Source organism: Streptomyces sp. NPDC005303 (assembly GCF_040607335.1).
GTDB lineage: Bacteria > Actinomycetota > Actinomycetes > Streptomycetales > Streptomycetaceae > Streptomyces.
In genome coordinates, this window is record NZ_JBEXGM010000003.1 from 363,671 (window position 1) to 381,605 (window position 17,935).

The window sequence follows — 17,935 nt, forward strand, 5'->3', positions numbered from 1 at the left end:
GCAGGGTCACGGGACGGGGAACGCCATCACGCGCAGGCCGGTGTAGTGCGCGGCGGGCGAGAACACACTGGCGGTACCGGTCGTCATCCCGCCGCCCCGGGCCACGTACTGCGTCAGCACCAGCGGGGTCGCCGCGGGCAGCAGCCGATGGCCCTGGGCGACGCTGGTGGTGATCCCCGTGGGGCCGCCGTGGAAGCAGGCGAGGGACACCGGCGTCCCGTCCTGGATGCGCACCAGGTGGTCCCAGCGCTCGTTGGCACCCGAGGTCTGCGCGGTCAACTGCGCGGTCACCAGGAGCATTCGGGGGTACGGGGCCGCCGACACGGTCACCTGGTTGAAGGTGTACCCGGTGGCCCCCGCCGAGCCGCTGGTCAGCGGCCAGCCCGTGTCCGCCGGCCCGAAGAACTCCACCGCGCCCGTGGCCGCGGGACGCCAGTCCGTGCCGGTGCGGACCAGGTCCAGGCCGGTCTCGAGGTCGTACAGCCGCTGTCCGGTGTAGCCCTCGGCCGGGAGCGACTCGTGGGACTGCAACGGCAGCACCCCGCCCGCGGCCACGGTGGACACCCGCAGGTCCTTGATGTCCGCCTGGGTGACGGAGCCCGCGTTCGCCCGCACGGTGATCTGCGCGAGGCGCAGGTGGTCACCGGTGACCGTGGGCGCGACGGGCGTCACCGCGGGCGCCCCGGCCACCACCTGCACCAGCATGCCGTCGCTCTCGTCGCCGTACTGCCGGTCGGTCTGCCGGGCCACGACGAGGACGATCCGGGCGTACGACGAGTGGGCCGGGGCCGCGGTCAGCACGTCGAGGGTCTTCTGCTGGGCGAGCGTGATCAGATACGCGCCCGCGGCGGTCGTACGGGTGCCCTGGATGACCCCCTGGAAGGGACGGACCGTCACATTGCGCGAGGGTGTGGAGGTCGCCTCGACGTTGCCCGGGCTGCCGGGGCCTGGCCTGATGCCGGTGCGGGCCGCGATCGGGTTGCCGGGGTCCGCGGCCGCCGAGGCGAGCACGCCAGTGGCGAGCCGGGCGTCCTCGGCGTCGACGACGCTTCCGGAGAGCCATCCGGAGTCACGCTCGAAGTCAGCCATGCGAGTGCGTTCCTTCTGGTAGCTGAGGGCGGACGGGATCAGAGCCAGGCGTCGCGCCATTCGGCGGTCAGCCGGGCGGCCGGTTCGTAGTCGCGGGCGCGGAAGAGCACGGGCGTCGCACCCGGCCTGAGCGGGAACCAGTCCGAGCCGGGCAGCAGCGTGGCGCGGCGGGAGGCCGTGCCCTGGAGCAGGACCGAGCGCGCGTCGGTGTCGACGAGGAGGAACTCGCCGTTCTGGAGGGTGAGTTCGAAGGCGAGCTCCTCTCCGGTCTCGGTGTTGCTGATCACCGGCTGTGTGCAGGGCCCGACAATCCGCCAGACGGGCCAGGCCGGGACGGTGCCCTTGTTCTCGAGGAGCAGCCGGCCGCCCGAGGAGCCGCTGCCGAAGTCCAGGGGGAAGGTGAGGGGGAAGGCGACACCGCCGCTGGAGGAGGGCAACGGGCAGGTGCTGGTGTTCAGCCCGTACGAGTACCGCAGCGGGTCCGGCGCGGTCATGGTGAGGGAGAACTCGAAGGCCCCGGACTTGCGGTCGACGATCTTCGTCTCGGCGGTGAGGCGGACCAACGCCCGCCGGACGCGGTGCGGTTCGGTGACGACGAGCGGCGACAGCGTGCTGCCGTCGGCGAGTACGGCGGCCAGCCGGTCCTTGGCCTCCTCCCGTACGGCGCGTTCGGGGGCGATGGCCATGCCCTCCAGGGTGACCACGCGAGGGCCCCGGTAGGAGGGGGCGTCGAACGCGCCGTGCCGCTCGGGGCGGTCGGTCAGGGTGAGCCGGACGGGCGGGGTGGCGGCCCAACCCTGTTCGCTGGTGACCCACCACTCGACGCCGTCGTCGTCGACGGTGTTCCCGGCCCAGCCGTCCACCTCGAACACCGGCTGCTGGAGCTGGCGGCCGCTCATCGCTTGGCCGCCCAGGCGAGTTCGCGGGCGGTGATCCGGCCGATCTCGTACTCGGACTGGCCGGGGCGGGGGTGCACGTTGACGGTGACGGATCCGCTCGCGGCGACGGCTCCGGGCCGGCGCGACGCGCCGCCGGCGACTCCGGCGAGGCTGTAACCGGGTCCGATCACGCTCCGCGCGGTGGTGGTGGCCAGCCGTCCGGCAGCGCCCGCGACCCGGTTCCCGGCGCCCTCCATGCCGAGGGCGAGCCCTTCGCCGACATCGCCGCCGAAACCCATCATCACCTTGGACGGGGACGCGATGCCGAGGATGCTGCGAATGGGCCCGGGAATGGTGTTGACGATGAAGTTCTTCACGGTGTTGACGAGCGCCGAGGCCGAGTTCTTGATGCCGTTGATGAGCCCCATGACGAGGTCGCCGCCCAAACCCCTGAGCTGGTCGGGAAGTTGGGCGAAGAAACCCCAGATCATCCCGGGGACTCCTCGCAGGAAGCCGACCACGGCGTTCCACTTGTCGACGATCCAATCCCGGACCGACGCGACCGCTTCCTTGATCCGGTCCCAGTTCTTGACGATCGCGAGCACGGCGATCCCGACGGGTCCGGTGAGAATGGCGACGAGCAGAGGCCAGTTGGCCTTGAGCCAGTTGACGACGTTCTTCCCGGCGTCGATCAGCCAGTTGATGGCGACCGACGCCCCTTTCATGACGGCCCCCACCACCTGTCCGATGATCTTGAACGCCGCCTGCATGACGGCCTGCACGGTCTTCGACTGCATCGCCATGTCGATGAGCTTGGTGATGAGCGGCATGACGAGGGCGAGGATCGCACCGAGGATGTTGGCCTTCATGGCGGTGTTGAGCCCGCGCTGGGCGGTTGTGGCAGTGCGCAGTCCTTGACTGAACCGGGAGAACAGACCACCCCCCGACGCGGCACTCCGCCCGGCCCGCTGCACATCGGCGGCGGCCCGGGTAGCGGCGGTCCGCACCTGGTTCAGCCCGGCGCTTGCCTGAGTGGCCCCGGTCCGCAGCCGACCGGTGGCGGTACTTGCCTGAGTGGCCGAGCTCTTGAGCCGATCGACCGAACTGCTGGCCCCGGTCGCAGCGGTGCGCAGTCGACTTCCGGCCGCGCTCGTCTGGGTCATGGCGGTCCGGAAGCGGGTGAGCGCGCTCGTTGCCTGGACCAGTGCGGTTCTCATGGTCGACTCCTGTGGGACGGGCGGGGCAGGCGGGCCAAAAAGCTCATCTCTTCAATTGCCGTTCGATGTTGGCCATCTCCTGGGCAAGGGCAGCCGATTCAGGAATCGCTCCCTTCACCACACGGACGAACTGCGCGATGGTCTTTCTGAGTTGCTGCTCCTGCCGTTGCAGCTGACGAACGCTTGGGACGGCGTCGGATTTCCTGCCCTTGGGGGGAGCATCAGGCGCATGCTTCTTGCCCCTCAGCTCTTTGAATTGGCCCTCGGCCCATGTCCGGTTCGCACTGATGTCTTTGCGCAGTTTATCGAGGGTCGGCGGCTTGTTAAGCCTTTCTTCCAACGCCTGTAGCCGGTTCTTGGCCCTCTTGATCTCATCCTTGGTGATCTCTTCCTGAGTCAGAGGTTTTTCAGGCTTCTGATCCCCGGCCTCCTTCTTCTTACCCAGCGAGCGAACCTTTTTCAGGAGCCACTCGTCATATTTGTCCTGGATCCCGAAGATCTTGACGGGATCGAAGACATTGAACTCGGCCTTGATCCCGTTGACCGCGGCATTCAGACCCGCGATCTCCTCCTTGAACCCGCTGACGGGCACCTGTGCATGCAGCTTGCGGCTGATGGCGGCTTCGGCGTCGGCCTTGAGTTCATCGACCTTGCTCCGCAGTTCGCCGATCTGCTGATCGACGGAGGACTTCAAACTCTGGACCCTCGCATCGACAGCGGTCCTGAACATCTGCGAGTCGATAAAACCCTGGACCCAGTCAGGGATTTTTCGGGGGTCGGGAGGCGAAGTCACGATCACTGTCCTGTCATCCGGGAGAACTGAGAAATGCCACGATTTCGGCGGGTGTCGCGGCGCCCCCCTCTCCCGCGACCTGGAGGGTCTCCACGGCCTCGACCGTTGCCCCCGACGGCCGCGGCACCGCCTCCGGATACTCCGCCGGCTCCGCGTCCTCGTCCCGATGCACCGTCGCGAACATCCAATTGGCGACCGCGAGATGGTCGACCACCGCGGCGAGCAGATGGTCCGTGACCGTCCATTCCGCCTGTTCACCGTGGACCGCCCGGGCGAAGGACGAGTCCGCGGGAAGGTGTTCGACGAGGACCCGCAGACGGCGGGAGGAGAGCCTGCCCCGGTGCCAGTCGAGGAGGTCGACCCCGTAGTGGCGGAGCAGATCCGCCTCCAGAGCCTCGGCGTGCTCCTCGATCAGCGCGCCGAGGCTCAGCCTTCCCCCAACGACATACCGGTGTCGTTGCCGTACGCCTCCAGGATCGCGGAGACGTCCTGGACACTGGTGTCGTACTTGCAGAAGCGCTCGAACTGCTCCTCTCCGAGCAGCAGTGCCAGCAGCCCGTCGATGTCGTTGTCCTCCAGCGCGGCGATCTGCCCGGCGATACTGCGCGGGAACTCGGTGGGCAGCCGGAACACATCGCCGTCCACCTCGAACTCCCAGTTCTTTCCGACTGCTTCGAGACGCTGGGCACGGGCGGCGTTGACGTTGAAGGGGGCCATGTCGGTGGAGCTCCTTGCTGCGAGATGACGCGAGACGAAGCGAGATGACGCGAGACGGACGAAGAGGTCAGGCCGCGCTGAAGCTCGGGTCCTTCATCAGGAAGGTCGCCAGCGGGGCACCGTCCACCGTGGCCAGCGCGGTGAAGGTGACGCCGAGCTTCACGGGGGCCGTACGGACGAGGGCGAGCTCCTCCGTCTCGGTCACCTGGCCGCGGGCGACGATCATGCGGTACTTGACGTCGTCACCGTCGGCGAACTCCAGCCCGAGCATCCGCTCGTCGAACTTCGGCTCGGCCGCCAGCTCGTACTTGTAGAGGCCGGACCCGGTCGCTGTCTCCTTGACCTGCCCGCCGCCGAAGAAGAACGGCAGGGTGTCCTCGTTCAGCTGGAGAAGCTGGAACTTGAAGCTGAGATCGCGGTCGGAGTAGACGAACCTCGCCGAGCTGACGCTCTGCCAGGTGTCCACGGGGTCCAGCTTGTCCTTCTTGGAGATCTTGACCCCGTCGGTGGTGGTGTAGCCGAGGTCCTTCCACCCGGCACCCCATGCCGCGGCGGTGTCGGCCGGCGGTGCGGTGGCGAGCGGGGCGATGAGCACACGGCCACTGCCCGCGACCCGGATCTCCTTGGCGTTCGTTCCGGCCATCACTGCTCCTTGCTGGGAGATGGACATGACGTGCTGGTGTGTGGGAGTACGGCGAAGTCGCGCCGGGAACACGGCCGTTCAGGCCGGGCGGACCACCAGGCGGGTGGTGGAGACATAGCGGTTGGCACTGGCGTGCCGGTAGTCGGGCAGCCAGCGGGGCCCGTCCTCCTCGACGACGTCCACGACGGTCGCCCCGCCGTAGCGCACGCCCCTGAGCTGGAGCATCAGGGAACGGGCCACGAGGGAGACGGTGTGGGCCGCGGACTTGGAGGGGCCGTACACCTCCAGGTCGACCAGCGGGTTGTCGAGCCGGGGGTCCTCCGCCCAGGCACCACCCATCCGGGAGACCAGTACGGCGCGCTGCGAGCCGTCGAACCCGGAGGGGGGCGTGACATCGACGACGACACCGGCCAGCTCGCTCCGGTCCTTGAGCAGGTCGACGACCAGCTGCTCCACGTCCGGGAAGGTGACGTACGGCTCGCTCACCGCCCGGACTCCGGCTCCTCGCCGCCGTCCTCGACGTCGTCGGGGTGCTCGGATTCGGCGGAGTGCTCGGAGCTCTCGGAGTCCTCCGCGGGCCGCGCGATGACGTCGAGCAGTCCTCGCGCGGTCGGGTCGTCGACGTCCACGACGTCACCGGGCTCGTGCCCGTTCCACCAATAGGTCAACTGGATCTTCTGCACAGCGCTTCCCCCGAAACGATCGCCTGTGAAGGATCTGATGAGTGATCAACTTCCATCGGTCAAAGGGAAGTTGATGCCCCAGGAACCGCAAATGTAACGGCCGCCCCAAGGGCAGCGTGAGGCACTTGAGGTCTCGAACGGATAACGATGACAGGAAGCGTGAGAGCCCCGCCCCCACACAGGGGACGGGGCTCAGCACACCGACAGGCCCACCGTCAGCCGATCGACGCACCCGTCGCCGACAGCGCCTCCGTCACCGGCTGGAAGAACGTCTCCCCGCCGGAGGTGCAGTCACCGCTGCCACCGGATGTCAGCCCGATCGCGCTGCTCCCCGAGAACAGCGACCCGCCGCTGTCCCCCGGCTCCGCGCACACATCGGTCTGGATCAGCCCGTTCACGATGTCGCCGTTGCCGTAGTTCACCGTCGCGTCCAGGCCGGTGACCTTCCCGGAGTGCACCTGGGTCGTGGACCCGCTCCGCGTCACCGACTGGCCGACGGTCGCCGAAGCCGCCCCGGTGATCGCCTGCGCCGAGCCGTTGTAGAGGTCCACCTCGCTCGGGTGGTCGACCTCGGCCGTGTACTTCACCAGCCCGAAGTCGTTGTCCGGGAAGCTCGACACCTCATTGGTGCCGATCTTGTTCCCGCCGGCGTCCGACCACGTCGAGATCGCCTCGGTGCAGTGCCCGGCGGTGAGGAAGTACGGCTGTCCGCCCTTGACCACGTTGAACCCGAGCGAGCACCGGCCACCGGATCCGCTGATCGCGTCGCCGCCGGCGATGAAGGGCTTGAACTCCCCCTTCGTGCGCTGGAGTTCGGCCACCGATCCGAGCCCGTCGACCACCTTGGTGAGCTTGGCCCACTCGGCGGCGGAGACCGTGCGGTCGGCGGTGACGACGACCTTGTTGGTGGTGGGGTCGGTCACCCAGGACGTCCCCGGCACGGTCGCGTCATCGGCGAGCGTGGTACGCGCACTCTTCAGCTCGGCAAGGGAGTGGGAGACGACTCTGACCGAGGCCCCGGCCGCCGAGACGGTCCGCGCCGCGTCCTCGTCGAGCACGTTCACGACGAGACTCCGGGTCTTCGCGTCGTAGAACGTCCCCGCCGCGTCCGCACCGAGTTCCGCCCCGAGCGTCGAGGCGAGCTTTCCGGCCGCTGGGGCCGAGAGGTTCTTGACTTCGGGCGGGGCCGGCGTCTCGCTGGCGTTCGCAGTCTGCAAGGTGACTCCCGCAGCGACCAGCGCGGTAACGCCCGCACCTGCCATGACGATCCGCCGCCTGGGTATGCGTCGGTGCTTCAACTCGCGTCCTCCTGTGGGGGGTCGGCCCAGGAGATTGTGGGGATCTCGTGGACCGGAAGGCTGGTTGACGAGCCCTTACTCTTCCGAACCCCTCAGGGAGCACACAAGGGTGACTTCCGGACGCGCGTAGAACGCGGTTGCGCGCCCCTGCCATTTTTGACAGTCCACGGTCACCCCGGGCCATTCACCCCGCAAACACTACGAGCGAGTAACACCTCATCAACCGGTGAGGTCTAGTCCTGTCCTGAATTCGCCCCTTCGGGATCCGGATCCAGCCGGGGCTCAAGAGACGGAGGTTGCTCCTGCACCGGTTGCTGTGGCGTCGGCGCCGCCCTCTCCAGGAATCTCAGCAGCTCCACGGGAAACGGCAGCACCAGCGTCGAGTTCTTCTCCGCAGCCACCGCCACCACCGTCTGCAGCAAACGCAGTTGCAGCGCGGCGGGCTGCTCGGACATCTCCTTGGCCGCCTCGGCCAGCTTCTTCGACGCCTGGAGCTCCGCGTCGGCGTTGATGACCCGAGCCCGCCGCTCCCGGTCCGCCTCGGCCTGCCGGGCCATGGACCGCTTCATGGTCTCGGGCAGGGAGACGTCCTTGATCTCGACCCGGTCGATGGTGACCCCCCACTCCACCGCGGGACTGTCGATCATCAACTCCAGCCCTTGGTTGAGCTTTTCGCGGTTGGACAGCAGATCGTCCAGCTCGCTCTTGCCGATGATCGACCGCAGCGAGGTCTGTGCCATCTGCGCGACCGCGAACCGGTAGTCCTCGACCCGGACCACCGCCTCGGCCGGCGAGGTCACCCTGAAGTAGACGACGGCGTCCACCCGCACCGTGACGTTGTCCCGGGTGATGCCCTCCTGCCCCGGCACCGGCATGGTCACGATCTGCATGTTGACCTTCCGGAGCTTGTCGACGCCCGGGACGATCATCGTGAACCCCGGTCCGCGCACCTCCGGCCGGAGCTTTCCGAGGCGGAAGACCACGCCCCGTTCGTACTGCTTGACGACGCGGGCGGCCGCCATCACGTACACCGCTCCGGCGGACACGAGCGTCACGCCCGCCGCCACCAGCTCCTCGACCATCGCGACCCCCAGGGTCCGAACCAGGCGCTCAAGGTGTGTACTTCGACGGTAACTCCGCTGTGTACACAAAGGGAGACGGAGGACACGGGTGGTCCACGGCATCAGGACGCGCGACGGCCGCCGGCTGACGGTCGAGGAGTACGGCGACCCGGACGGCACACCGGTGGTACTGCTGCACGACACCCCGGGCTGCCGCTTCGGCGTCGTGTCCCCGGAGGTCGTGACCGCGCACCGGCACATCCGGTTCATCGCCTACGACCGTCCCGGCTACGGCGACTCGGACCGTCTGCCCGGACGCCGTGTGGCCGACGCCGCCCGGGACGTGGCGGAACTGGCCGGCGCCCTCGGCCTCGGCCGGTTCTCGGTGCTCGGCCACTCCGGCGGCGCCCCGCACGCCCTGGCCTGTGCCGCGCTGCTGCCCTCCCGGGTACGGCGGGCGGCGGCACTGGCGTCCCCCGCGCCGCCGGACGCCAGGGACCTGCGCTGGTTCGACGGCATGGCCGCGTCCCGGGTCGAGGAGTGCACCCGGGCGCTGACCGACCCGCTCGCCTTCGCCGAGCGTCTCGCCGCCCGCGCCGCCGACATCCGCCGCGACCCCGCTCAGCTGCTCGTCTCGCTGCGCGACGGGCTCACGGACTCCGACCGGCGGATCGTCTCCGCCCCGGCGGTCGGCGAGCTGCTGCTGCGCACCTACCGGGAGGCGCTGCGCGGTTCGTCGTACGGCTGGCTCGACGACGAACTCGCCCTGCTCAGCGACTGGGGCTTCGACCCGGCGGCCGTGACCCGGCCCGTCCTGCTGTGGCACGGCGCCCAGGACGCGTTGACCCCGGTCGGTCACTTCACGTGGCTGGCGGACCGCATCCCCCGCGTCCGCCCCGTCCTCCAGCAGGACACCGGGCACTTCGGAGCCCTGGAGGCCCTGCCGGCCGTACTGGACTGGCTGTGCGCCGCCCCGGGGCGGACCGCGTCCTGACCGCAGTGAGCCCCCGTACACGACAGACGCGTACGAGGGCTCACCAGGTGCCGGCCGAGAACGCGGCCGTTCCGGTCCTAGAAGACGCTCACGCCGTACGCGCTCAGCGCCTCGGTGACCGGCTGGAAGAAGGTCGTGCCGCCGGAGGAGCAGTTGCCGCTGCCGCCGGAGGTCAGACCGTAGGCGATACCGCTGTTGGAGTAGAGCGGGCCGCCGGAGTCGCCGGGCTCGGCGCAGACCGTGGTCTGGATCATGCCGTAGACGACGTCACCGCTGCCGTAGTTGACGGTCGCGTTCAGCGCGGTGACCCGGCCGCTGTGGATGCCGGTGGTGGAACCGCGGCGGTAGACCGTGGTGCCCACGCTCGGGGTGGCGGCGCTGGTGATGTCGACGCTGCCGACGGTGCCGGAGATCGAGGACGTGGGGTAGCTCGTCGAGTACTTGACGAGGCCGTAGTCGTTGGTCGGGAAGCTGGAGCCCGCCGTCGAACCGAGCGTGGTGGTGTGCCCGGAGTTCGACCACCAGGTGCCCGCGCCGTCGGTGCAGTGACCGGCGGTCAGGAAGTAGTAGGTGCTGCCGCTGCGGACGTTGAAGCCGAGGGAGCAGCGCCAGCTACTCGCATAGATGGCGTCGCCGCCGGAGATCAGCTTGTTGAACTTGCCCGGGGTCCGCTTGATCGTGAGCGCGTCGGCGTTGCTGCCCGCCTGCTCCTTGATCTTGGCGATCTCGGCCTGCGAGACCGTGCTGTCGGCGGTGACGACGACACGGTTGTTGATGACAGCCCAGGCGGTACCCGGGATGTCCGCCTTGAGCACCGAGCTGCTGGCGCTCTTGAGTTCTGCGGTGCTGAACGGGGTCGCAGCGGTCGCGTTCGCACTGGGGACCGCGATCGCGGCCGCGGCCACGAGGCCGGTGGTACCGGCGATCAGCCGGGTCCGTCTCGAAATGCCACTGCGGGGGTTGGTGCGCTTGATCCTCACGTTTCGTTCCCTCCCAGGGGAATTCGGGGGCCCGCGTGGGGTCGGGGCCCGTGAGGCGCAGTCAGCGGTGCGGCTGTCCGGTTTTCGAACACGCCGTGCCCCTGACAAGCGCTGAGGGGGAGTATTCGGCCGAACGGACGGTCGGCGCAAGGGCGCCTTTCGGCCGCCAGGCTTTGAAAGACCTTTGTGCTCCAGAGGGAACGGACATGCCTCGAACCACGTCCGTCTCCCTCGCCCCTACGGCGCCGCTGAGGGCGTTCCCCGGCGGCGGAAAGCGACAGAATCCGAGGTCGGTGAGGGCGCGGTGCGTCCGCGGTGCCCGGTCGACTCCGACTGTCGTCCGGCGGGTTGCGTCCGGCGCGAACGGACACGGAAACCGGAATCGGCGACTCCCCGCCCCGCTCGCCGTATCGCCGAAAACCGCCCCCCGCGAGCTGCCCCGCCCAGCGCCCCACAACGCCAACTCCCGCCCCCCGAGACCCCGACCGCGAATCGGCCCGCCCCGCGCCGGCGCCCCGGTCCGGGGCGCCCGAACAGCGCCACTGTGCCGTCGGCGAGCCGCTCCAGGCCGCGCGGCGGATCCGCAGATATGAGGAGGAAGCCGTCGGCGACACTCTCGCCGTGCCCGGTGGCGATCAGTTCCGCGAGGTCGACAGGGCCCCCGGTGCGGCAACCCCTGCGTGCTCCGGCGAGAGCCGCTCCGCCGTGCCCCGGCGCAGCTGTGTGCTCGCCGTCACCCAGGCCGGCGATCACCGTGTCGCGTCGGGACGGCACCTGGAATCCGCCGCCGTGGAGCACAGTTGATGCGTGCGGCAGAGGCCGCGTCCGGTGCGGCGGGGGCTTGGTCGAGGGGGTCGCGGGACAGGCGAAGGCTCCTTGTCCTCTTCCTGTTGTGCTGACCCTCTGCGCACCCTGCTTCCGCGGGGCGCCTTTCACTTTGACAACATCGCACCCTGGCGCGAGCACCTGATCCGCCGTCAGAATCGATACCGCAAGCCGACCGCAGCGGGACCTGCGAATCCCGGGCACGGTGTTTTCCCGTGGTCGGCACGGCGTTGAGCAGCGGGTTCGTCCCGGCCGGCCCGTTCACCCGTACGCTCCAGCCCTCACCCGTACGCCGTGAAGAATCATATTTCACTCACAGTCAGCAGCCGTATGGGAAACGACCCTTGGGGTACCTGGGCTCTCGACGTATTCGCTGTGCACCAGTACCGTCACAAACCCCCCGCGCGGCGGCTATTCACTTGGCGCGCGATCCGCATCATGGATGACCATAGGGATACAGAAGCAAGAGAAACTGCTGTGAGAGGAGGCGTCCATGGGATCGGTGCGCAAGGCGAGTGCCTGGCTGGGCCTCGTTGACGACAACGATGACGAGCGTTACTACGACGACGACGGATACTCCGAAGGGACCGAGCCCGGGGATGCCTGGGTCACCGACCCGCGGGTCAAGGTGGCTTCGGACGTCGCCGAGGAGAAGGGCCGACGTATCGGCACGGTGACCCCGGACAGCTTCCGGGACGCCCGCGCCATCGGCGAACTGTTCCGCGACGGGGTCCCCGTCATCATGAACCTCACCGCGATGGAGGCCGGTGACGCCAAGCGCGTCGTCGACTTCGCGGCCGGGCTGATCTTCGGACTGCGCGGCTCCATCGAGCGCGTGTCCACCCGGGTGTTCCTGCTGACCCCCGCCAACACCGAGATCGTGAACGGCGATCCCGCGCAGCACCGCACAGACGGCTTCTTCAACCAGAGCTGAGGCAGGGCCGCTCGCCGGCCCTGCCCCAGGCAGGGTTTACCGGAAGGCATCCAAGCCGGTGAGCGCCTTGCCCAGCACCAGCTGGTGCATCTCGACGGTGCCCTCGTACGTGAGCACCGACTCGAGGTTCGTCGCGTGCCGCATCACGGGGTATTCGAGGGAGATCCCGTTGGCACCGAGGATCGTCCGCGCCGTACGGCAGATCTCGATGGCCTCGCGGACGTTGTTGAGCTTGCCGAAGCTGACCTGCTCGGGACGCAGGCGGCCGGCGTCCATGCGCCGCCCCAGATGGTGGGCGAGCAGAATCCCCTTGTGCAGTTCGACCGCCATGTCGGCGAGTTTGGCCTGGGTGAGCTGGAAGCCCCCGATCGGCCGCCCGAACTGCTCCCGAGTCTTCGCGTAGTCGACGGCGGTCTCGAAACACGACCGCGCCGCCCCCATCGCGCCCCAGACGATCCCGTACCGGGCGTGCGAGAGACAGCTGAGCGGCCCCTTGAGCCCGACGACCTCCGGCAGCACCGCGTCGGCGGGCAGTCGTACGTCGTCCAGGACCAGCTCGCTGGTGACGCTGGCCCGCAGCGACCACTTGTGCTTGATCTCGGGCGCCGAGAAGCCGGACGCGTCGGTCGGCACCACGAACCCGCGGATCCCGTCGTCGGTCTGCGCCCACACGACGGCGACCCCGGCGACCGACCCGTTGGTGATCCACATCTTGCGCCCGTTGAGGACCCAGTCCGTGCCGTCCTTCTTGGCGTACGTCCGCATGGCTCCGGGGTCGGAGCCGTGGTCGGGTTCGGTGAGCCCGAAGCAGCCGATCACCTCACCGGCGGCCATGCGGGGCAGCCAGGTCTGCTTCTGCTCCTCGCTGCCGAACCGGTGAACGGCGTACATCGCGAGGGAGCCCTGCACCGAGACGAGGGAGCGGATCCCGGAGTCGGCGGCCTCGAGCTCCAGACAGGCGAGCCCGTACTGCACGGCGGAGGCGCCCGCGCATCCGTAGCCGCTGAGTGACATCCCGAGGGCGCCGATCTCGCCGAGTTCCCGGGCGAGTTCCCTGATCCCCGGCAGCTCGCCCTTCTCGTACCAGTCGGCGACATGGGGCAGGACGCGGTCGGCGGCCCAGGTCCGCACGGTCTCGCGGATCGCGAGGTCCTCCGGCTCCAGCAGGTCGTCGATGCCGAGGGGGTCGGCGGGGTCGAACGGGGGCATGGCACATCCTCCGGCAGAAGGGCTCCAGCGGGCGGGGCGACTGGAAACTAGCACCGCTAATTTAAGCTTCCGTCGCCGACGTTACAGCGCGCTGTGCCGCACATCCAGACGCCGGTCAGGCGGAGACCCGCGACTCCGAGACTTCCCTGGGCGCCGGTAGCTCGACCGCCGCGGGTGCCTCACCGCACTGCATCGTGCGCGGCAGCCGCAGCGCCATCGCCGCGCCCAGCAGCAACAACCCCGCGCTCACCAGCAAGGTCACGTGCAGCCCGTGCACGAAGGAGTCCCGGGCGGCCCGGCGCAGGGCCACCCCGGCGGGTCCGCCGAGGCGTCCGGCGACCTCGTAGGCCTCGCCCAGGGAGTGCCCGGCCGACCTGGACGCCGACTCCGGGACACCGGACACGCCCGAGAGGCCGGGCGTGTACGCCGCGTTCATCACGCTGCCGAGCAGTGCGATCCCGATGCCCGCCCCGAGCTGGTACGAGGTCTCGCCTATCGCCGCGGCCCCGCCCGCCTGCTCCGGCGGCGCCTCGCTGAGCATCGACTCGTACGCCCCGAAGAGCGTCGTCTCCAGGCCGAACCCGAGCAGAACGAACCCGGACACCAGCAGGCCCGTGTTGTCCGCGTCGCCCATGGCGGTGAGCAGCAGCACGGCCACGGCCGTCAGGCAGAACCCGGCACTGACCATCCGGCGCGGCCCGAACCGCCGCAGCAGACGCGCTCCGGCCAGCCCCGCCGCCATCGCGGCGATCGTCAGCGGCAGCAGTCGTAGACCGGTCTCCAGCGGGGACAGGTCGAGAACCAGCTGGAGGTACTGCGCCGCGATCAGTTCGAGCCCGACGAGGGCGAGCATCGCCAGGACGATGCAGCCGACCGAGGTGCTGAACGCGGAGCGCGCGAACATCCGCAGGTCCACCAGGGGATGCGCGAGCCGTCGCTGCCGCCGTACGAAGAGGACGAGCAGCGCCGCACCCACGATCAGCGGCACCGCGGTGAACGCGTCGAGGTCCCCGCCGCCCAGCCGCTTCACACCGAGCACGAGGGCGAACAGCCCGGCGGCGGCCAGCAGCGCGCCGACCACGTCCCAGGGGCCCTTCCCGTCGCCCTTCGACTCGGGCAGCAGCAGTCGGCCGATCGGCAGGCTGACCAGCATCAACGGAATGTTGACGAGGAAGACCGAGCCCCACCAGAAGTGTTCGAGCAGAAAACCGCCGAGCAGCGGCCCGACCGCCGCGCCGACCGCGGCGACGGCGCTCCAGATACCGATGGCGAGCGCCCGCTCACGCCGGTCGGGGAAGACCTGGCGGAGGATCGACAGCGTGGCCGGCATGATCATCGCGCCGCCGACGCCGAGCAGGGCCCGCGCGAGGATCAGCACCTGGGCGGTGTCGGCCACGGCGGCGACACCGGAGGCGACGCCGAACAGGCCGTAGCCGAGGAGGAGGACTCTGCGGCGGCCCACGCGGTCGCCGAGCGTGCCGAAGAGGATCAGCAGCGAGGCGCAGACGAGCGGATAGACGTCGACGATCCAGAGCAGTTGCATCGCGCCGGGCTTGAGGTCCTCGGTGACGGCGGGCACCGCCACATGCAGCACGGTCGCGTCGAGGGCGACCAGGAGCAGGCTCACGCAGAGGACGACGAGGACGACCCAGCGGTTTGCACCGGCCCCGGCCGCCCGACGGCGCAGCACTGCGGCGGCCGTGGTCGTCCCGGACATGTACGTACCTCCCAGATGTTCCCTGGCGTTCGGCGGGCACACGGGGTGGGGACTCCCCATGATCTCGGCCGGAGAGGAGCGGCGTTCTCCGGCCCGCGCAGCGAACGGCGGGTGACACGTCAGCGTACGCGAGTTCGCGCCGAGGCCCAGTGGCGGACCTCTCAGACTTCGGACGTAACGCGTGTGGTGTACGCCACTCCCCCTGCCTGCCGCCCCACCCCGGCGGCCGGGCGGGTGCGGCGGCCGGTCGATAATCGGACCCGTGACCGATCTTGGACTCCGCACCGAACCGGCCCTGCGCCGAGCCGCCCCGGCGCTGCTCGGCTACGCGGCCGTACGCGCCCTGGGCCTCCTCACGCTGGCCCTGTGGAGCGCGGCGCGCGACAAGAGCGCGTACACCCTGTTGACCGCCCGTTGGGACGCCCTCTGGTACACGAGGGTCGCCGAACTCGGTTACGGCTACGAGGTGCGACTACCGAACGGCGACGTGCACTCGAACCTGGCGTTCTTCCCGCTCCTCCCGTGGCTGGAGCGGCTGCTGTCCGCGGTGACCCCGTTGTCGTACGCCGACGCGGGCTTCGTGGTGGCCCTGCTCGCCTCTCTGGCCGCGGCCTGGGGCGTCTTCGCGGTGACGGACCAGGTGTACGGCCCTCGGGCGGGCGTCTGCGCGGTCCTGCTGTGGGCGGTCCTGCCCGTCGGGATCGTCCAGTCGATGGCGTACAGCGAGTCGCTGTTCACGGCGCTGGCGGCCTGGTCGCTGTACGCGGTGCTGACCGGCCGCTGGGTGACGGCGGGCCTGCTGGCCTCCCTGGCGGGCCTGACCCGCCCGGTGGGCCTGGCGGTGGTCGCGGCGGTCTGGGCGACGGGGATCACCGCGTTCCTGCGGGACCGGGAGACCGGCAAAAGCCCGGAGACCGCGGCCCTCGGTCACCCGCCCACCTCCGACGCCCTCTCTTTCGTGCGGAACCGAAGCGCGGCCGGGGCGGGCGTCGCCCACACCGCCGAACACGCCCCCCACGCCGCTTCCCCCCGCACCCCCGCCCGCCGCGCCCTGGGCCTGGCCCTCGCCCCCCTCGGCGCCGCCGCCTACGTCCTGTGGGTGGGCCACCGCACCGGCAAAGGCCCGCTGGGCTACCTCGACGTACAGGCGGGCTGGCGCAACGGCTTCGACGGCGGGTACGCGTTCGCCCGTTTTGTCGCCGACAAGTTCACGTCGTTCCCGTCGGCCCTGGCCGGGGTCGGGCTGATCGTCGGCGTCGGACTGGTGGTGTGGCTGTACGTCGTCTGCGTACGGCAGGGCCAGCCGCTGCCGCTGCTGGTGTACGCGGGGGTCGTCACGGCGCTCGCCCTGTGCGCGTCGAGCTACTTCGGCTCGAAACCGCGCCTGCTGATGCCCGCCTTCCCCCTGCTGCTCCCCCTCGCCCTGGCCCTCGCCCGCACGAGGACCCGCAGGTCAGCCGTGATCGTGGCGCTGCTCGCCACCGCGTCCGCCCTGTACGGCGCCTTCTGGCTGAACGGCTCCGGTCCGCCATGATCGACTCCGGGGCGTCGATGAGCGTCCGGAGAATTCCACCCCATGATTCGGTGAACGAATTCATAAGGGCCATAAAACCGGAACCCGGAATGATCAAAGGAATTGAAGGACCGGGCCGCCTGCCTTTGCGGAATCCCTGGAAATAAACCCCCGGCTGAGAGGAATCCCACATCACATCGTCATCACAAAGCCGTTGATTCGCCAGGGAACAGAGCTCACTCGCTGTAACGTCGATTGGGTGCGTACCGAACGAAACCCCACCCGTCTGGACCGGGTGTTCGCCAGGCTGGACCGTGAGCCGGAACGGCCGGCCAACCTCAGCGTGCCCAGGGCGAGCCGACACCGGACCGTCCTCGCGATCGCCGCACTGGCCTTCTACCTGGCGATCGTGTGGCTCGTGGTGACCACCTCGTGGCTGGTCCGCCTCGACTGGCAGGTCATGTTCTTCCGGCCGTACCAGCAGTGGGCGTCCATCCACTGGTTCGTCGACTACTACGTGGTCCTGGGCCAGCGCGGACCGACCGCGGTGATGGTCGCGGCCTGGCTGGGCTGGCGTTCCTGGCGCCAGCACACCCTGCGCCCGCTGCTGACCCTGGGCGCCTCGCTGCTGCTGCTGAACATCACGGTCGGCGCCGCCAAGTACGGCATGGGAAGACTCGGACCGCACTACGCGACCGTCATCGGATCGAACGAGATGGGCCTGGGCGGCGATATATTTCCCAGCGGCCACACCGCCAACGCCGTGGTGACCTGGGGAATCCTGGCGTATCTGGCCTCCACCCCGAGAGCCCGCCGCTGGCTGTCCGCGATCTCCGCGGTGACCTCGCTGGGCGTCGGCATGGCCACCGTCTACCTCGGTACGCACTGGCTGAGCGACGTCCTGCTGGGCTGGATCGCGGGCCTGCTGATCCTGCTGGCGCTGCCCTGGTTCGAGCCGCTGATCGCCCGCACCGAGGACTACGCCTTCGACCTGCGCGACCGCTGGCGGGCCCGCGGCGGCGCGAAGGCCCCGGCCCCGGTCACCCCCGTCACGGCGCCCGCGCCCGCGCGGCTCAAGCCGCTCACCGCCCCACAGAACGAGACGGCGGCCCGCGAGGCCGCCGCCCCGGCACGTGGCCCCAGGTCACCCGCCCACCTGGCCCCGGGCCCGCACAGCACGCGCTCGGAGCGCGCCCCGGTCACCCCGCTCGGCAGCCGCCGCCCGCCGCACCCGGACCGCATCGTGCGCGGTACGCCGTCCCCGGCCACCCGGCCGGTGCCGGAAGGCTGATCCTCACCCAGAAGCCGACGGGGCCGGTACGCACCACCACCCCGGGCATGACGTGGGCCCCGGCTCCCTCCCACGGAGCCGGGGGCCACGACA

Annotated in this window: 18 protein-coding genes; 4 read left to right on the plus strand and 14 right to left on the minus strand. The window is 69.8% G+C overall.

The annotated features are described in order from the left end of the window. Positions 1–6: 6 nt before the first annotated feature. The 11 genes from ABZT93_RS08085 to ABZT93_RS08135 form a co-directional block, all read right to left on the minus strand. Positions 7–1,089 (minus strand): hypothetical protein, encoded by a 1,083-nt coding sequence (locus ABZT93_RS08085; RefSeq protein ID WP_356100639.1) that lies wholly within the window; start codon positions 1,087–1,089, stop codon positions 7–9. 38 nt (positions 1,090–1,127) lie between these two features. After that, a complete protein-coding gene (locus ABZT93_RS08090; protein WP_356100642.1) occupies positions 1,128–1,988 on the minus strand; it encodes a phage tail protein in 861 nt (286 codons plus the stop codon). Further along, positions 1,985–3,184, minus strand: a complete 1,200-nt coding sequence (locus ABZT93_RS08095; RefSeq protein WP_356100645.1) for a hypothetical protein — start codon at positions 3,182–3,184, stop codon at positions 1,985–1,987. The genes ABZT93_RS08090 and ABZT93_RS08095 overlap by 4 nt, the downstream gene beginning before the upstream one ends. 43 nt (positions 3,185–3,227) lie before the next feature. Continuing rightward, on the minus strand, positions 3,228–3,977 hold the full coding sequence (locus tag ABZT93_RS08100) for a hypothetical protein (RefSeq protein ID WP_356100648.1): 750 nt from the start codon (positions 3,975–3,977) through the stop codon (positions 3,228–3,230). 13 nt (positions 3,978–3,990) lie between these two features. Then, positions 3,991–4,356: a hypothetical protein gene (locus tag ABZT93_RS08105; protein WP_356100718.1), complete on the minus strand. Its 366-nt coding sequence runs from the start codon at positions 4,354–4,356 to the stop codon at positions 3,991–3,993. A gap of 47 nt (positions 4,357–4,403) precedes the next feature. After that, positions 4,404–4,694 (minus strand): hypothetical protein, encoded by a 291-nt coding sequence (locus ABZT93_RS08110; protein WP_356100650.1) that lies wholly within the window; start codon positions 4,692–4,694, stop codon positions 4,404–4,406. 67 nt (positions 4,695–4,761) lie between these two features. Further along, on the minus strand, positions 4,762–5,337 hold the full coding sequence (locus ABZT93_RS08115; protein WP_356100652.1) for a phage tail protein: 576 nt from the start codon (positions 5,335–5,337) through the stop codon (positions 4,762–4,764). Positions 5,338–5,415: 78 nt separating this feature from the next. Continuing rightward, positions 5,416–5,823, minus strand: a complete 408-nt coding sequence (locus ABZT93_RS08120) for a hypothetical protein (protein ID WP_356100655.1) — start codon at positions 5,821–5,823, stop codon at positions 5,416–5,418. Next, positions 5,820–6,020, minus strand: coding sequence for a hypothetical protein (locus ABZT93_RS08125; RefSeq protein ID WP_356100656.1), 201 nt, complete (start codon positions 6,018–6,020; stop codon positions 5,820–5,822). Before ABZT93_RS08125 ends, ABZT93_RS08120 begins: the two co-directional genes overlap by 4 nt. 215 nt (positions 6,021–6,235) lie before the next feature. Further along, positions 6,236–7,318: a S1 family peptidase gene (locus tag ABZT93_RS08130; protein ID WP_356100659.1), complete on the minus strand. Its 1,083-nt coding sequence runs from the start codon at positions 7,316–7,318 to the stop codon at positions 6,236–6,238. 233 nt (positions 7,319–7,551) lie between these two features. Next, complete coding sequence (locus ABZT93_RS08135) at positions 7,552–8,400, minus strand: slipin family protein (protein ID WP_356100662.1); 849 nt, start codon at positions 8,398–8,400, stop codon at positions 7,552–7,554. A gap of 88 nt (positions 8,401–8,488) precedes the next feature. Between ABZT93_RS08135 and ABZT93_RS08140 the strand changes: the two genes are divergently transcribed. Then, positions 8,489–9,373 carry an alpha/beta hydrolase gene (locus tag ABZT93_RS08140; protein ID WP_356100665.1) on the plus strand — a complete coding sequence of 295 codons (885 nt, stop codon included), beginning with the start codon at positions 8,489–8,491 and terminating at the stop codon, positions 9,371–9,373. 77 nt (positions 9,374–9,450) lie between these two features. Here ABZT93_RS08140 and ABZT93_RS08145 read toward each other — a convergent pair whose 3' ends face one another. Then, the gene (locus ABZT93_RS08145) at positions 9,451–10,353 is read right to left on the minus strand and encodes a S1 family peptidase (protein WP_356100669.1); all 903 of its coding nucleotides are present in this window, start codon (positions 10,351–10,353) and stop codon (positions 9,451–9,453) included. A 1,318-nt stretch (positions 10,354–11,671) separates the two neighbouring features. Between ABZT93_RS08145 and ABZT93_RS08150 the strand changes: the two genes are divergently transcribed. After that, positions 11,672–12,112 (plus strand): cell division protein SepF, encoded by a 441-nt coding sequence (locus ABZT93_RS08150; RefSeq protein WP_164428030.1) that lies wholly within the window; start codon positions 11,672–11,674, stop codon positions 12,110–12,112. Between the two features lie 36 nt (positions 12,113–12,148). Here the strand turns inward: ABZT93_RS08150 and ABZT93_RS08155 are convergent, their stop codons facing one another. After that, complete coding sequence (locus ABZT93_RS08155; RefSeq protein ID WP_356100672.1) at positions 12,149–13,321, minus strand: acyl-CoA dehydrogenase family protein; 1,173 nt, start codon at positions 13,319–13,321, stop codon at positions 12,149–12,151. 115 nt (positions 13,322–13,436) lie between these two features. Then, a complete protein-coding gene (locus ABZT93_RS08160) occupies positions 13,437–15,038 on the minus strand; it encodes an MFS transporter (protein ID WP_356100675.1) in 1,602 nt (533 codons plus the stop codon). Positions 15,039–15,300: 262 nt separating this feature from the next. On the opposite strand from ABZT93_RS08160, the gene ABZT93_RS08165 reads away from it, so the two are divergent. Both ABZT93_RS08165 and ABZT93_RS08170 read left to right on the plus strand, forming a co-directional pair. Continuing rightward, a complete protein-coding gene (locus ABZT93_RS08165) occupies positions 15,301–16,572 on the plus strand; it encodes a mannosyltransferase family protein (RefSeq protein ID WP_356100678.1) in 1,272 nt (423 codons plus the stop codon). Positions 16,573–16,810: 238 nt separating this feature from the next. After that, on the plus strand, positions 16,811–17,842 hold the full coding sequence (locus tag ABZT93_RS08170; protein WP_356100681.1) for a phosphatase PAP2 family protein: 1,032 nt from the start codon (positions 16,811–16,813) through the stop codon (positions 17,840–17,842). The last annotated feature ends 93 nt before the right edge of the window (positions 17,843–17,935 follow it).

Bases quoted from the DNA above. Each gene is read 5' to 3' on its own strand.
- ABZT93_RS08090 (WP_356100642.1), bottom strand. From the start codon at position 1,988: ATGAGCGGCCGCCAGCTCCAGCAGCCGGTGTTCGAGGTGGACGGCTGG.
- ABZT93_RS08115 (WP_356100652.1), bottom strand. From the start codon at position 5,337: ATGGCCGGAACGAACGCCAAGGAGATCCGGGTCGCGGGCAGTGGCCGT.
- ABZT93_RS08160 (WP_356100675.1), bottom strand. From the start codon at position 15,038: ATGTCCGGGACGACCACGGCCGCCGCAGTGCTGCGCCGTCGGGCGGCC.
- ABZT93_RS08085 (WP_356100639.1), bottom strand. From the start codon at position 1,089: ATGGCTGACTTCGAGCGTGACTCCGGATGGCTCTCCGGAAGCGTCGTC.
- ABZT93_RS08150 (WP_164428030.1), top strand. From the start codon at position 11,672: ATGGGATCGGTGCGCAAGGCGAGTGCCTGGCTGGGCCTCGTTGACGAC.
- ABZT93_RS08135 (WP_356100662.1), bottom strand. From the start codon at position 8,400: ATGGTCGAGGAGCTGGTGGCGGCGGGCGTGACGCTCGTGTCCGCCGGA.
- ABZT93_RS08110 (WP_356100650.1), bottom strand. From the start codon at position 4,694: ATGGCCCCCTTCAACGTCAACGCCGCCCGTGCCCAGCGTCTCGAAGCA.
- ABZT93_RS08155 (WP_356100672.1), bottom strand. From the start codon at position 13,321: ATGCCCCCGTTCGACCCCGCCGACCCCCTCGGCATCGACGACCTGCTG.
- ABZT93_RS08095 (WP_356100645.1), bottom strand. From the start codon at position 3,184: ATGAGAACCGCACTGGTCCAGGCAACGAGCGCGCTCACCCGCTTCCGG.